Annotated in this window: 14 protein-coding genes; 3 read left to right on the forward strand and 11 right to left on the reverse strand. The window is 63.8% G+C overall.

Features of this window, described 5'->3' with window-relative positions:
- Together CAPP_RS05815 and gnd are read right to left on the reverse strand one after the other, a co-directional pair.
- Positions 1–1,326 carry a DEAD/DEAH box helicase gene (locus CAPP_RS05815; RefSeq protein WP_076598536.1) on the reverse strand — a complete coding sequence of 442 codons (1,326 nt, stop codon included), beginning with the start codon at positions 1,324–1,326 and terminating at the stop codon, positions 1–3.
- A 64-nt stretch (positions 1,327–1,390) separates the two neighbouring features.
- Complete coding sequence (gene gnd, locus CAPP_RS05820; protein WP_084560497.1) at positions 1,391–2,893, reverse strand: NADP-dependent phosphogluconate dehydrogenase; 1,503 nt, start codon at positions 2,891–2,893, stop codon at positions 1,391–1,393.
- A gap of 115 nt (positions 2,894–3,008) precedes the next feature.
- Between gnd and CAPP_RS05825 the strand changes: the two genes are divergently transcribed.
- A complete protein-coding gene (locus CAPP_RS05825; RefSeq protein ID WP_076598538.1) occupies positions 3,009–3,443 on the forward strand; it encodes a PaaI family thioesterase in 435 nt (144 codons plus the stop codon).
- A gap of 3 nt (positions 3,444–3,446) precedes the next feature.
- Here CAPP_RS05825 and CAPP_RS05830 read toward each other — a convergent pair whose 3' ends face one another.
- Positions 3,447–4,526 carry a magnesium and cobalt transport protein CorA gene (locus CAPP_RS05830; protein ID WP_076598539.1) on the reverse strand — a complete coding sequence of 360 codons (1,080 nt, stop codon included), beginning with the start codon at positions 4,524–4,526 and terminating at the stop codon, positions 3,447–3,449.
- 406 nt (positions 4,527–4,932) lie between these two features.
- A complete protein-coding gene (locus CAPP_RS05835) occupies positions 4,933–6,333 on the reverse strand; it encodes an NAD(P)/FAD-dependent oxidoreductase (protein WP_076598541.1) in 1,401 nt (466 codons plus the stop codon).
- Positions 6,334–6,452: 119 nt separating this feature from the next.
- Between CAPP_RS05835 and CAPP_RS05840 the strand changes: the two genes are divergently transcribed.
- Positions 6,453–7,769, forward strand: coding sequence for a class I SAM-dependent methyltransferase (locus CAPP_RS05840; RefSeq protein ID WP_234958716.1), 1,317 nt, complete (start codon positions 6,453–6,455; stop codon positions 7,767–7,769).
- Positions 7,770–7,933: 164 nt separating this feature from the next.
- Here CAPP_RS05840 and CAPP_RS05845 read toward each other — a convergent pair whose 3' ends face one another.
- Together CAPP_RS05845 and CAPP_RS05850 are read right to left on the reverse strand one after the other, a co-directional pair.
- Positions 7,934–8,629, reverse strand: a complete 696-nt coding sequence (locus CAPP_RS05845) for a YceI family protein (RefSeq protein ID WP_076598635.1) — start codon at positions 8,627–8,629, stop codon at positions 7,934–7,936.
- Positions 8,630–8,650: 21 nt separating this feature from the next.
- Entirely contained in the window at positions 8,651–8,971 is a 321-nt protein-coding gene (locus CAPP_RS05850; protein ID WP_076598542.1) for a hypothetical protein, read from the reverse strand.
- Between the two features lie 143 nt (positions 8,972–9,114).
- Here CAPP_RS05850 and CAPP_RS05855 point away from each other — a divergent pair, with 143 nt between their 5' ends.
- Positions 9,115–9,498 (forward strand): RNA polymerase-binding protein RbpA, encoded by a 384-nt coding sequence (locus CAPP_RS05855; RefSeq protein WP_076598543.1) that lies wholly within the window; start codon positions 9,115–9,117, stop codon positions 9,496–9,498.
- A gap of 84 nt (positions 9,499–9,582) precedes the next feature.
- On the opposite strand, the gene CAPP_RS05860 is transcribed toward CAPP_RS05855, so the two are convergent.
- Genes CAPP_RS05860 through CAPP_RS05880 form a run of 5 tightly spaced genes read right to left on the reverse strand, consistent with a single transcriptional unit; the run spans position 9,583 to position 14,594 of the window.
- A complete protein-coding gene (locus CAPP_RS05860) occupies positions 9,583–10,488 on the reverse strand; it encodes a polyprenol monophosphomannose synthase (protein WP_076598544.1) in 906 nt (301 codons plus the stop codon).
- 38 nt (positions 10,489–10,526) lie between these two features.
- Entirely contained in the window at positions 10,527–12,149 is a 1,623-nt protein-coding gene (gene lnt, locus CAPP_RS05865; RefSeq protein WP_076598545.1) for an apolipoprotein N-acyltransferase, read from the reverse strand.
- On the reverse strand, positions 12,146–12,655 hold the full coding sequence (locus CAPP_RS05870) for an FxsA family protein (RefSeq protein WP_076598546.1): 510 nt from the start codon (positions 12,653–12,655) through the stop codon (positions 12,146–12,148). The genes lnt and CAPP_RS05870 overlap by 4 nt, the downstream gene beginning before the upstream one ends.
- 27 nt (positions 12,656–12,682) lie before the next feature.
- The gene (locus CAPP_RS05875; protein WP_076598547.1) at positions 12,683–13,426 is read right to left on the reverse strand and encodes an SDR family oxidoreductase; all 744 of its coding nucleotides are present in this window, start codon (positions 13,424–13,426) and stop codon (positions 12,683–12,685) included.
- A 37-nt stretch (positions 13,427–13,463) separates the two neighbouring features.
- Positions 13,464–14,594: a M24 family metallopeptidase gene (locus tag CAPP_RS05880; protein ID WP_076598548.1), complete on the reverse strand. Its 1,131-nt coding sequence runs from the start codon at positions 14,592–14,594 to the stop codon at positions 13,464–13,466.
- Positions 14,595–14,612: the final 18 nt, after the last annotated feature.

Below are 14,612 nucleotides of genomic sequence, written 5' to 3' on the forward strand. Positions count from 1 at the left end.
TTAATTCTCTTTGCGCCTGGAACTCCTTTGTCGGCGGCGCCCACCGTTGCTGTTGGTGCGGGTGCGAGAGTTGCTCTGTTGCCGTCCGCGCCGCGGACCTCCCGAGCGCTGGTTGCGGGGTTTCGGGGAGGCCTGTGCTTGGCCCGGCGGCGGCAGCGGGTCGCCGTTCGGCTCCCGCGCTCCTGTGATTTTAGCAAGCTCGGCGGCCCCGGCAGCAACCTGGACTTTCTTCGCGTCCACTCCGGCTTTCCGCAGGAGCTGGTCGACGTCTTTGCGCTGCTCGTCCATGACGAGGGTGACTACGGTTCCGGAGGTCCCCGCACGGGCTGTGCGGCCGGCGCGGTGCAGGTAGGCCTTGTGCTCCGCGGGCGGGTCGATGTGCACGACGAGCGAGACATCGCTGATGTCGATGCCGCGCGCGGCGATATCTGTGGCCACCAGCACGGGCAGGGAACCGCCGGCGAAGCCCTCGATCGCGCGGGTGCGCGCGCCCTGACCCTTGTCGCCGTGGAGACCCTGGGCGTTGATGCCGACGCGACGCAGTTTTTTCACCTGGCGGTCCACGCCGTGCTTGGTGCGCATGAACATGATCGTCTTGCCGTCGCGCGCGGCGATCAGTGGCACGATGGCATTGCGCGACTCGCGGTCGCCAACGAGCAGCTGGTAGTGCTCCATCGAATCCACGGCAGCAGCCGCGGGCGCAGTCGAATGCGTCACGGGATCATCGAGGTAGCGGCGCACAAGCTTATCGACGTCGCCGTCCAGCGTCGCTGAGAACAGCAGGCGCTGGCCGGTCTCAGGGGTGGCGTCGAGAAGCTTGCGCACCTGGGGGAGGAAGCCCATGTCCGCCATCTGGTCGGCTTCGTCGATAGCCGTGACAGCGACGTCGTCGAAGCTGAGCTTGCCCTGGTTGATCAGATCTTGCGCACGGCCCGGGGTGGCGACGAGAACGTCGGCAGGCGCCGCGAGCGCGCGGATGTGGTTGTTGATGTTGACGCCGCCCACGACCTCAATGACGCGTAGGTTCATGGCTGCGGCGGGATCGTCGAGGCGCTGGCGGATCTGCGCGGCGAGCTCGCGCGTGGGGGCCAAAATCAGACCCCGCGGGCGGCCGGGGCGGGACGGTTTGCCGGCGAGCAGCGCGAGCATCGGAAGACCGAAGGTGAAGGTCTTGCCCGAGCCCGTTGGGCCCCGGCCGAGCACGTCGCGGCCGTCGAGCACCGCGGGAATCGCCGCTTCTTGGATGGGAAAAGGTTCGGCGATGCCCTGGGTGTCCAGGACATCGATGATGGGCTTCGGCAGCCCTAAATCAGAAAAAGAAGGCACCGGGGGAAGTCTACCGATCTCCCCGCGGTGCCCGCGTCAGCGCAACGCTAGTGATGTGGCGCGCTTAGTAGCTGATCTCCTCGCGCTCGCCGGACCACGTCGTGTGGTACGTGCCCTCTATGTCGACGCGCTTGTAGGTGTGTGCGCCGAAGAAGTCGCGCTGGCCCTGGATGAGCGCAGCCGGCAGGCGGTCGGAGCGCAGCGAGTCGTAATAGGACAGGCTAGAGGCGAAGACCGGGATTGGCAGACCCAGCTGGGTAGCGGTGACGACCACGCGGCGCCAGGAGTCGATCAAGCCGTTTTCCAGCTCGCCGCGGAAGTACGGGTCGAGCAGCAGCGACGGCAGCTCCGGGTCGTTGTTGTACGCCTCGGTGATGCGGTTGAGGAATTTCGCGCGGATGATGCAGCCTCCGCGCCAGATGGTGGCCAGATCCTGCGGTTTGAGCCCCCAGCCGTATTCCTGGGAGCCAGCGTTGATCTCGTCGAAACCCTGGGCGTAGGCCACGAGCTTGGAAGCGTAGAGGGCGCGGCGGACATCCTCAACGAACTGTTCCTTGTCCACACCGAGGGACTCCAACGTCGCGGTCTCGCCGGCCGGCAAGCCCGTCTCCTTGACTGCCTCGCGTTGCGCGAGGGCCGACGAGAGCGCGCGGGCGAAGACGGCCTCGCCGATGCCGGTGGTGGGCACACCCAGGTCGAGAGCCTCCTTCACGGTCCACCGGCCGGTGCCTTTCTGGCCGGCGGCGTCGACGATGACGTCGATGAATGGCTTGCCCGTCTTCGCGTCCACCTGACGCAGGACCTCAGCGGTGATCTCGATGAGGTACGAGTCCAGGTCGCCCTGGTTCCACTCGGAGAAGATCTCCGCCAGCTCAGCCGGCTCGATACCCGCGGCGTAGCGCAACAGGTGGTAGGCCTCGCCGATGACCTGCATGTCGGCGTATTCGATGCCGTTGTGGACCATTTTGACGAAGTGGCCCGCGCCGTCCGGGCCGATGTGCGTCACGCACGGCACACCGTCGACCTTTGCGGAAATGTCCTCGAGCAAGGGGCCGAGCGTCTCCCAGGATTCCTTCGGGCCGCCCGGCATGATCGAGGGGCCGCGCAGCGCTCCCTCCTCGCCGCCGGAAATGCCGGCTCCCACGAAGTGACGCCCCTTTGCCGCGACCTCTTTTTCGCGGCGGATCGTGTCGGTGAACAGCGAGTTGCCGCCGTCGATAATGATGTCGCCCTCATCCATCGCCTCGACGAGCTGGTCGATCACGGCATCGGTCGCCTTGCCCGCCTGGACCATGATGACGGCTTTACGCGGGCGTTCCAGGGAGGCGACGAAATCCTCGATCGTCTCCGACGGGATGAACGAGCCCTCGTCGCCGTATTGCTCCATGACTGCACGGGTCTTCTCTGGGGAGCGGTTGAAGATGGCCACCGTGTGACCGCGGGAGGCGAAATTGCGGGCCAGGTTGGAGCCCATCACAGCCATGCCCACGACACCGATTTGTGCTTGGCCGGTCGCCGAGGTTCCGTCAGTGGCTGCAGTAGCGGGGGAAGCGTCATTCGAAGTCATGTCTTTGAGCATACGCACGCAGTATCTGGCGGTCAGCCAACCGGGGAGCAAAATTGCCCAGAGGATTTTCTGAGTCCACAATTACGGACTAGTTTCGTTGCTAAAGTCAGTTTCTATGGACATCAACGACCTCATGCACCTGCAGAACCGCCAGCTCAACGACGATGAAATCGCAATGCTCAACTCAGCCGCGACCGAGTTCGATTCTTTTATCGGCCTGACATTCACCGAATTCGGCCCGGAAAAGATGGTCGCCACCATTCAAGCGGCGCCGAAGCACCACCAGCCAGCGGGCATGGTCAACGGGGGAGTGTTCTGCTCCATTGGCGAGACAATGGGCTCTTTCGCAGGCTTTGTCGCCGCCGGTGGACCCGTGGTGGGCATGAACAACAGCACGGACCTGCTGCGCAGCGTCACCGACGGCGTGATCGAGGCTGAGACGACTCCGGTGCACGTCGGCCGCCGTACCCAGCTGTGGCGCACCGAGATGCGCTCGGACGGCAAGCTCGTCGCAGTGTGCACCCTGCGCACGATGGTGATGGGGGCGTAGCGCCTAGAGCCAGTGGTTCTTGCGAAACCACCAGTACATGCCCAGAATCGATCCGAACATGACCAGGAGCACGACGGGGTAGGCGTAGTGCCAGCTGAGCTCGGGCATGTACTCGAAGTTCATGCCGTACACACCGGCGATCATGGTCGGCAGCGCCGCCATGCCGACGACAGCCGAGATCGTGCGCATGTCGGAGTTCTGCTGCATGGACACTTTGGCCACGGAGGCGTCGAGAAGCGATGAGAGCCGCTCGTCGAATGCCGAGATATTGTCGCTGACGATCATGGCGTTGTCCTGCACGTCGCGCAGGTACGAACGGATCGGCTTGCTCAGCAGGTCCTTGTGCAGCGTCAGACCGGAACGCAACGCCGGCCCGAGCGGATCCGTGGCGTGGCGCATCTCCAGGACCTCGCGTTTGTACATGTAGATCTTGTCGATGTTGATCAACTGGCGCGGCGTGAACACCTCGTTCTCCAGCTCGTCGACGTCGCTGGAGAGGAATGTCGTGACCTTCATATAGTTCTCCACGATGTGGTCCGCGACCTTCCATGCGACCGCTGCGGGGCCGAGCGACGAGATTTCCTGGTCCTCAATGAGCTCCTGGGTAAGGTTCGGCAGCTGCGCATTGTGGCGGATGGTGATCACGAAGTCGTCGCCGACGAGCATCTGCACCTCGCCGGTGGAAATGATTTCGCGCAGGTCGGTGACTTCCTCGTCGTCGCGGTAGACGACCGTGCGGATGACGATGAAGAGCTGCTCGCCGTAGCGCTCGACCTTGGGGCGCTGGTGCGCGGTGACGGCATCCTCCACAATGAGGTCGTGGATGCCGAATTCCTGGGCGACGCGCTCCATTTGTTCCGCGCTCGGCTCGCGCAGCGACAGCCACACATAGCCGTTGTCCGCTTCCTTCACGCGTTCCATGGCACTGGTGTAGTGCATCGAGCCCGGCAGGGCCTTGCCCTCGACGAAAACTCGGCAGAAGTCGACGGAGCGTTCCACCGGGACTGGCACGGGCCGCTCGGCCTGTTTCTGCTTCGCCTGCGATTTCGCTTTATTGCGGGGCAGAGGAATTTTCGGCGGCATAGCGACCCCCTTCGATCACAGGCTCGGCGACGGACAGCCGGAACGTGGACCCGCATTCGCTTATCGACGAATCCAGCCACCCCGGCCTTGAACTAAACAGATCATACGCCTTGCTCGCCCTGAAACGTGCACCGAGAGCCTGGGCGGTAGGTGAGGGGCATCACCGCTTTTTGTAGAACTCCACGAGAGCGTCAATGGGTTTTCGGCGTCGGGCATTGCGCCGGTTGCGCCGACGCCGCGCCTCCGATTTACCGGCCAGAACGATGCTGATGAATGCGACCCCGCCGATGAAAAGGAGCACGAAGAGCACCCCTAGCGCGATGAAACCGATAAGGAAAGGGTCCATGTCGGCGAGGGCTCATATCGTGCTCGACCCCTGTTAATAGGGGGGAGGGGAGGAGAAAGTTTAGTTCTCTCCGTTGATGTCGCGCAGCTCCGAGTACTTCTCGGTGTCGTTGTCCGTCTCCTTGGCCAGGTTGAGCAGTGCAGTGCGCGCGTGCATCTGCTGCAGCGTGGTCGGCAGATTGTAGCGCTTCGGGGTGAGCGCGTTGAGCGTCCAGGTGAACATGGACACGATGCGGTTGCGCTTGGACACCAGGAAGGAGACGTGGACGAGCAACCACATGATCCAGCCCAGGAAGCCGGCGATTTCGACCTTGCCCATCTTCACCACGGCATGGAAGCGGCCGACGATGGCCATTGAGCCCTTGTCGAAGTACTCGAATGCTTCGCGCTGGTCGGGTTCCTGGTTCTCCTCGACGCCGGCCTTGATCGCCTTGGCGGCGTACTCGCCGGACTGGATCGCGACCTGGGCGACGCCCGGCAGCTTGTCCAGGTTCATCATGTCACCGACGACGAAGACGTTGCGGTGGTCGCCGACGGAGAGGTCCGGGTTCACGGGCACCTTGCCTGCGCGGTCGACCTCGAGGCCTGCCTGCTCGGCGACGGTCTTGCCCAGCGGGGAAGCGGCCACACCGGCGGACCAGATCTTGGTGTAGGAGTCGATCGTGGTCTCTTCCTCGGTCTTCATGTCTTTGTAGGTGACCGTGGACTCGTCGATGTTGGTCACCATCGCGTTCAGGCGGACGGTGACGCCCATCTTCTCCAGCTCGCGCTGGGCCTTGCGGCCGAGACGCTTGCCGAACGGCGGGAGCACCTGCGGCGCGCCGTCGAGAAGAATGATCTTCGCGCTGGACGGACGGAAGTTCGAGTACTCGTCTCGGAAGCTGCGGTGGGCCATCTCGGCGACCTGGCCGGCGAGCTCGACACCGGTCGGGCCTGCGCCGACGATGACGAAGGTGAGCAGGCGCTCGCGCTCTTCCGGATCATCAACGATCTCGGCGCGCTCGAACGCGGAGACGAGGCGGGAGCGGATCTCCAGGGCGTTATCAAGGGTCTTCAGGCCGGGAGCGAACTCGGCGAAGTGGTCGTTGCCGAAGTAGGACTGGCCGGCGCCGGCAGCGACGATCAGCGAGTCGTATTCGTACGTGCGGGTCAGCGCACCCTCTTCGAAGGTGACGGTGTTGTTCTCCAGGTTGATGTCGGTGACATCGCCGCGGACGAGGTCCGTGTTCTTCTGCTTGCCCAGAATCTGGCGGGTCGAAGTAGCGATCTCGCCTGTGGACAGAAGGCCCGTGGCCACCTGGTAGAGCAGCGGCGGGAAGAGGTGGAAGTTTGTGCGGCTAATCAACGTGACGTCTACGTCAGCTCCGTCGAGCTCGCGAGCTGCGAAAAGCCCGCCGAAGCCGGAACCGATGATGACGACGTGGTGGCGATTTCCTGCGGGGCGGTAGGGCTTATCGGACATTAATCTGTACTCCTTGTGGCAATTGCATGCTTATCCGCCATGAGATCATACGCCCGTTTGCGAACTCCGCGCGCCGTGGCTCCCATGAGGCGGGCTGCCGTCGGTCTATGGTAGACGGCGTGTCCGACAACCCCGCGATCCCCATGCACTTAGCCACCATCGACGCTGAACAGTGGCCGAATATCGCGGCAGTGCCCACAGGCCGGTTCATGGGCCTGCGCGCCCGCCGCGCGGAAGCCTCGTTCGCCGCCGCCTGTTCCAAAGCGGGGCTCGAGCTCGACCCGGACAACGGTCCGGATCTCGTGGTCGACCACGCCGAGCTGTTTGAGCGCATCGCGGCCAACGGGTGGATCGGGCTGGCCGAGGGCTACATGGCAGGAGAGTGGCGGACAGACACGCCCGACGACCTGGTCCGTGTGCTGGGCAAGCTGCTGGAGGTCGGCTTCAATCCGGCAACGAAGCTTGGCCGCGAGGCGAGGTTTGCCGGAGGCGAGGTACCGCCGGAACTCGTCGCTAAGTTCTCCGGCGACGGCATGAGTGCTTTTGCCGGCCATTTCGCGACGGGCGTGCCCACGATGGAGAGAGTGAGCGTGCCGTCGCATTCGCCTAGTGCAGGCCGCGGCAAGGAGCCCAAGAACTATTTCGTTTCCAAGACTAACTACAGCGCGCCGCTCGAGACGGAGAAGCTCGACCTCGCCGACGCTCAGGCCCGCAGCGTCAACATGCTTCTCGACGCCGCCGTGGTCCGTCCCGGCACACACCTCGCCGAAGTTCCGTCATCCGGCGGTGCTGTTGCTATTGCTGCTGCATCCCGCCGCGCGACCGTCGACTCGGTGGTAACGGACCCGGCTGTCCTGAATGCGCTGCGCGAGCGTCTGACACTCGGCGGGGCAGAGGACGCCGTGCACGTGAACGTCGTGGAGGACCTGCCGCGCGGCATGGACCGGCGCAAAGCGCGCTACGACGCGATCGTCTCCGCCGAACACCTCGAGACCATGCCCACGCGTATGCAAGCGCATTATTTCGCACTTATCGACGGGCTGTTGGCCCGCTCCGGCCGCGCCACCCTCCAAACCATCGTGTCGACGGGGAAGATGAGCCGCCCAGCCGAATCCGCCCTAGAATCGCTGCGCGCTTATATCTGGCCGACGCTGAACTATCCGACAGTCGACGAGATCCGGAAGACTGTCGACTCCCGCAGCGGGCTCCGCGTCATCGCCCAGACCCATGCGCCGGACCACTTGGCGCTTTCGCTCCAGCATCAGCGGACCGTCTTCCAGAGCCAGCTCCGAGAAGCCGCCGCCGACGGATTCGACGCGGTGTACCGCCGGCTGTGGATGTGGCAGCTCGCTCTGCGCGAAGCTATGGCGCGCGCAGGCATGCTCGACGTGGTCCAATTGACGCTCATGCACCGACACCGCCGGGGAGTGCGGTAGAGGCGGCGTAGACGGTCAATGCCTTCAATGCTTGAGCGATTCAGGGGTAGAGCGCACCCTCAACATTACTTGACATAATGCACATTATCGGACAGAGATGGCAGTAATCGAGGAAACGCGGGCCAGACTGCCCGCGCATTCATTCCCTGTCCTGCCGTGTGCCGCTAGCCTTTCTTCTCGAGCTTGAGGCGGATATTCACTTCGCCTTCTTCCGCGATCTTCGCCGCGACGAACTCCGGTGTCTCCACTCCGTAGTCCAGGCGGTTGATCGGCACGTCCGCGTGGACGACGACATTGTCTCCGGTCCGCAGCGCGGTGAACTCTTGTGTGACGCTGTTCGTCTCGCCATGGATGGTCAGGTCTCCTGTGAGCGTCACCGTGCCTGTGGTGCCGTCATCCGGAAGCTGGGACACGTCTGCCGGTTCAGTGAGGACGAATGTGGACTCCGGGTACTGCTCCGCGTGAAGGATCTTCCTCCGCACATTTTCGTCACGGACATCTTTATCCGTGACGATATTGCCCATATTCACGGTCACTTCGCCGGCGGTCAAAGAGCCGCCTTCGATGGTCATTTCGCCCTCGACGTCCTGGGTCGACCCAGATGTCGTCCGTTCGTCGCCCGGCAGTAATTCGTAGAATGTGAATCCGGCCGACGTCATATTCTTGCCCGGCTTCGTCGTCACAACCCATTTGCCGTCGACGTCCGTGGATGCGGCCTTTGCGCCGTCGGCGTCAATCGCTTCCGTCTTCACGCCCGGGTGCGACACGAGCGAAATGAACAACGGCACCAACGCCAACAATGCCAACACGACGATCACCGCCGCGCCGCCGATGACAATGAGTTTCTGGTTGGTCCGCATGAGCATTCCTCTCTGATTGCCTTATTGCAGCCTCTCGAGCTTCTTAGCCATGGTAACCAGCTCGTCGCACAGAGACTGAATCTCCTCTGGCTCCGCACCTTCGCCCGTCGCCGTGACGATGTCTTCGGCCGCGCACCGCAGCTCAAAGAGCTTGTCGCGCAGCGTCTCTCCACTGATGACCCTAACAGTTTTCTGACCTGCCAAAACAGAGTGCCGTTGCTCATAAGCGCGCTGTTTGCACGAATCACTGCAGTACTTCCGTGGCCTGCCGCGGCCCGGCGTGAGCTGAATCTCTTTGCCGCAGTACTGGCAGGTCGGCGGATTCCCGGTGTGCTGGTTCATGATCGAGACTGATCATATCCTCTCTGTCCCACCGACAATGATCGTGACGCCACGGAACAATCGATGCGGTCCGCGCGTTGGAGAAGATGGCCGTTATACTTTGATGGTCGCGACTGATTCTTCAACGAAGGGATAGATGCAGCATGGCTGATCGGGTGCTACGTGGTAGCCGCATGGGCGCAGTGAGCTACGAGACGGATCGTGACCACGATCTCGCCCCGCGCAGGATGGCGAAGTACCGCACCCCGAACGGCGAGATCTACGAGATCCCGTTCGCAGACGACGCCGAAATCCCCGAAGAGTGGCCGTGCAAGAACGGCCAGGTGGGCACCCTCGTCGAGGGTGAAGGCGTCGAGTCGAAGCCGGTGAAGCCGCCGCGCACCCACTGGGACATGCTCCGTGAGCGCCGCAGCCTTGAGGAACTCGACGAGCTGCTCGAAGAGCGCCTGGAGCAGCTCCGCAAACGCCGCCGCGCCGCCGCGCGCATCGCCAAGGAGCAAAAGGAAGCTCAGGAGAACGCGAAGTAGACGCTCATCCCGCGTCTTCTCCTTCTCCCCTTACACATAAATCAAAGCCGGCAGATTCTCCTGCCGGCTTTTTGTTGCACGTGATTAGTGGCGGTTATTCACAGCGCGGTTGAACTCGTATTTGGCCAGCTTGGCGCCTTCCTCAATGAGGTCGCCGGCGACACCAGCAGCGCGGGTCACCTTGCCAGGCACCTTGTTCACGCCGAGCTCATCGAGCTGGTAGCGGCCGAGACGAACGAGCTCGCCCGCCATCTCGGAGATCTGGGTCGAGCGACGCTTCCAGCCCCACTTGGTGACCTCGGCTAGGGACTCGCCGGCGAAGCTCGCGTCGAGCTTGGACTCGCCCAGCTCACGGTCGACGAAGGTGATGGGCACCTCGCGGACGTCGAAGCCTTCCTGCACAGCACGGTCAGCCAAATCGACCTGGAAGATGTAGCCCTTCTTCGACAGGGTCTCCAAGTCGATAGTCTCCAGCACTTCGCGGCGGAAGGCACGGTAACCGGCGGTCATGTCCGCGACATCGTCGCCGAGTGCGACGGAGATGTACAGGTTGCCTAGCTTGGAAAGCAGATAACGGTTCTTCGGCCAGTTCACGGCCTCGCCGCCGTCGACGTAGCGGGATCCGATGACTAGATCAGCGCCCTCGTCGATCGACGACAGCAGGCGCGGCAGCTGCTCTGGGGCGTGGGAGCCGTCGGCGTCCATCTGGCAGAGAACGTTGTAGCCGCGCTCGAGGCCCCAGTTGAAGCCAGCGGTGTAGGCGCCGAGCAACCCTGTCTTCTCCTCGCGGTGGATGACGTTGACGTGGCTGTCCTCGGCTGCCATCTCGTCGGCTTTGTCGCCGGTGCCGTCCGGGGAATTATCGTCGATGACCAGAATGTCCACGTCCGGGTTCGACTCGCGCACGCGACCAATGATCAGAGGCAGGTTCTCCACCTCGTTGTAAGTCGGGATGATCACGAGGGTCGAATCGGTCGGTTTCTCTGCCACAGTGTGTCTCCGTTTCCTTCGCCCTGTTTGTAGGGCACTTAGTTTTCGTTGTCAGTCTGTGCGGCTTCCGCCGGCTGCTGGCTCCTGCTAGAAGCATACCCGCGCCGTGCTCCCACGCTCGCGGCGAGCATCACCGCAATACCGGCTGCGGCGAGAAGCCACTGGATGAACTGGCCGTACTTCACGGCGAAGGTGACTGAATCCCGCAGCGGGAGTTCCTCGACGAGGAAATCAGGCGTGAAGATCTCCGTCTCCTGCGAGACGGTGCCGTCCGGGTGGACAATCGCTGACGCGCCAGAGGTCGCCGACACCACCACTGCCCTGTCGGTCTCGATGGCGCGCATGCGGCTCATCGCCAGCTGTTGGTAGGTCATGTCGGTGAAGCCGAAGGTGGCGTTATTCGTCGGGGTGGTCAAGATCTGCGCGCCGGCTTTGACCGCATCGCGGTAGGCGGCGTCGAACGCGACTTCGTAGCAGGTTGCCACGCCGACGACATGGTCTCCCATGCGCACCGTGCCGTCACCATCGCCGGGCTTGAAGTCTCCGGCCATGTCAACGTACGAGGAGAAGATACGGAAGAAGTCGCGCATGGGCATCCACTCGCCGAAGGGTTGCAGGAACCTCTTGTGGTGCATGTCCCCGGCACCGGTGTCCGGATCGAAGACGACTGCGGTGTTGCGGTCGCCCACCTCGTCCTTGGTCAAGGTGCCCACAAGGACAGGCGCATCGACGGTATTGACCGCATCAGTGATCAGGTCACGGGCTTCCCTGTCCCGGAACGGATTCACATCGGAGGAATTCTCGGGCCAGAAAACCAGATCGGGGCGCTCCCCGCTGGCGCCGAGATCCTTCGTCACGTTGACGTGGTTGGCGAGGACTGCACGGCGCTGCGCGTTGAAGTCTAATCCCATGCGAGGGACGTTGCCCTGGACGGCGGCGACCTTCACGTTGCCGGTCGTCGGTTCAGGAGTAGCCACCCCGAGCCCGGCGAGCAGGCCGAGGCCGATGACGATTCCGGTGGCGGACATCGCCGGCGTCGCCAGCGAGATCTTCCCCGACTGCTCCCCGACAAATGAAAGCAGGATGGCAGCGAAAGAGGCGCCGAGCAGCGCCGCCATGAAGGTGACGAGTGCCGGTCCGCCCCACGGCGCAAAGTTCGCCAACGGGCCGTTGATCTGGCCCCACGCCAGACGCACCCAGGAGAAGCCGCCGAAGGGGAAAGACGACAGCAGGAATTCCACTGCGGAATACATCAGGGCGAAGGCGATGAAGCCGTAGCGCCACCGCGCGACGAGAACGCCGAAGATGCCCGTCAGGATCGTCCAGAGCGCCAGCGTGAGCGATAGAGCGATCCACGGCAGAGCCCCGACGAATTCGCCGACCCACGGAAGCAGCAGAACGTACGCGCAGAATCCGTGCAGGAAACCGAGCAGCGCGCCCTTTTTCGCGGGAGGACGGGAGCTCGCTACACCGCCCACGCCCGGCCACGGCGCGAGAGAGATATAGAACAGCGCGATGCCCAGCACGCCCATGAACGCCAAGCCGTACGGCTCGTAAGAGAAGTAGACGGCCACGCCTCCGAGCCCTGCGAGCACAATGCGGGCGATTGCTGCGAGCTTCGGCGTGGCCGTGCGCGAGTCTGTTTTCACCGCCGTGGTCATTTCTTCGGGTCTCCGAAGTCCTCCGGACGGGCGTTCTGCGACCAGTTCTCGATGTCCTCGTCACTCGGGTCGGGTTCAGCGTCGATGACCCCTTCCCCGTCGCCGAACGTGCCGTAAGAAGCACCGTGGCGCTTCATCGGGGAGACATCGTAGACCTGCACACCGAAGTCCTCGACGCGCTTCTGCAGGGATTTCGCCATGGATTTGCGCACGAGTTCGCGGGTGGGGCGAACAAGCAGCAATAGTCCGGTGAGCGAAGAGACGTATCCCGGGATGATCGCCAGCGCCCAGCCGGCGGCGACGAGCGCGGTGCCGCCGGCGAACTGGCCGACGGACCCCTTCCCCGCCTGTGCGCGCTCGAGTTCGGAGCGCAGAGCGGGCGAGGCCGCCAGCGCACCTAAGAGCATGAGCGCGAAAATTCCGAAGAACGCCCAGCCGACGCCAATCAGCTGACTCACTCCCCAGAACGCGAGTGCTTCGATCAGGAAATACGCGAGAATCGGCATGGGCACAGACTACCTGCCGTCGCGGGCTCACCGGGGCATCCGGCGCCAGATCGGGCGTGGCACGCAGCGCATCACCCACGCGAGAAGTTGGAGCGACCGCGGGATCCAGATGGTGCGACTCCCCTTCCCCATCGCCGCGACGACGGCGTCGGCGACCGCATCCGGGGTGACAGACAATGGCGCGGGCTTCATGCCCTCAGTCATCGAGCCGATGACGAATCCGGGACGTGCGGTGATCAGAGACAGGTCGGTGCCGTGGAGACGGTCGGCAAGCCCCTGGCAGAAGGCGTCGAGTCCAGCTTTGGTCGAGCCGTAGACATAGTTCGCGCGCCGGGCGCGCCACCCGGCGATCGAGGAGAAGGCGAAGATGTGGCCGGAATCCATGACGTCGGCAAGCACGGTCAGCATGCTCACTTGCGCGACGTAGTCGACGACGGCGATGTGCGCGGCGTGCTCTTCGTCGTGCTCGGCGCGGGCCTGGTCGCCCAGGATCCCGAAGGCTACGATCGCGTCGGTGACAGGGCCCGATTCACTGGCGCGCTCAACGACCGCGCGGTGCGAGGCGAGGTCGGTGGCGTCGAATTCGATCGAGCGCACACTCGTCGCGCCCGCATCGCGCAGACGCTTATCGACGTCCCCCAGCGCCGCCGTATTCCGCGCCGCCAGCACCACGTCCCGGCCGTCGCAGACGCGCACTGCCACTTCCCTGCCGATATCGCTAGTGCCACCGAGCAGCAGCACGGTGCCGCGCGTGTTTCCCTTAGAGCTCATGTTTGCCAACTATAAGTGCTGGTAAAGCTCACGCAGCCTATTTGGCGCACGTTTTGAGGGGACGGGCGCCGTCCTCCTCCAGCACGACGATGTCCTCGATGCGCATGCCCCACTTGCCGGGGATATAGATTCCCGGCTCGATGGAAAAGACCATGCCGGGCTCGAGGACGGTCTCGTTGCGGGCGATGATGAACGGTTCCTCGTGCAGCGCCAGGCCGATGCCGTGGCCGAGCCGGTGCGTGAAGTAGGTGCCGTACCCGGCTTCGTTAATGCGATCCCTCGCGACAGAATCGAGCTCTCCTGCCGTCATGCCGGGGCGTGCGGTGGCCATAGCGTCTGCTTGAGCGCGGCGCAGCGTGTCGTAGGCTCGGCCGAATTCGGAATCGGCCGAATCGACAGTCGTGCCGCCGCCGACGACGTAGGTGCGGGTGCAGTCGGAGTGGTAGCCGGCGCCGACCGTGCCGCCCAGATCCACCACGACAGGGTCGCCTTCGGCGAGGACGCGGTCGGAAAAGTCGTGGTGCGGATCCGCGCCGTTGGGCCCGGAGCCGACGATGATGAAGTCGGTGCGGGAGTGTTCGCGGAGAATCAGTGCGTCGAGCTCCGCGGCGATCTCGCGCTCGTTGCGCCCCGGCTGGAGCAACTCCGGCACAGCTGCATGGACGCGGTCGATAGCGGATGCCGCGAATTCGAGTTGCTCGATCTCCTCTTTGCCTTTGACCATGAATGCCGCGGCGAGCACGTCGGTGGCCAGCACCACCTCCCCGCACGTCTCCTGCAAGCGCAGCACGTGGTCCGCGGTCAGCGAAGTTCCCACGGCGACTGTGCCGCTGCCGCACGCCCGTTCCGCTAGCGCGTAGGGGTTCTCTCCGTCGCGCCAGGTGACCAACTCGATGCCCGGCATCTCTCCCACAGCCGACAATGCGGTCGCATCGGTGGCGGGCGCGAGCAAACGCGCATTGCCGGACGGTGGGACGATCAATGCCGTGAGGCGTTCGTGCGAAGAGGTCCACGATCCGGTCAGGTAGGCCAGTTCCGGTCCGCTGCCGATGATCACACCGCCGAGGCCACGGTCGCGCAGATGCTGCTGCACGCGCGTCAGGCGGCGGGAGTAGATTTCCTGCGGGAAGATCTCGGGCAGTTTCACGGAGTCGTGTGGATCGGTCATGGTCTCATGCTAGAACTT

The sequence above is a fragment of the Corynebacterium appendicis CIP 107643 genome, from assembly GCF_030408415.1.
Taxonomy (GTDB): Bacteria; Actinomycetota; Actinomycetes; order Mycobacteriales; family Mycobacteriaceae; genus Corynebacterium; species Corynebacterium appendicis.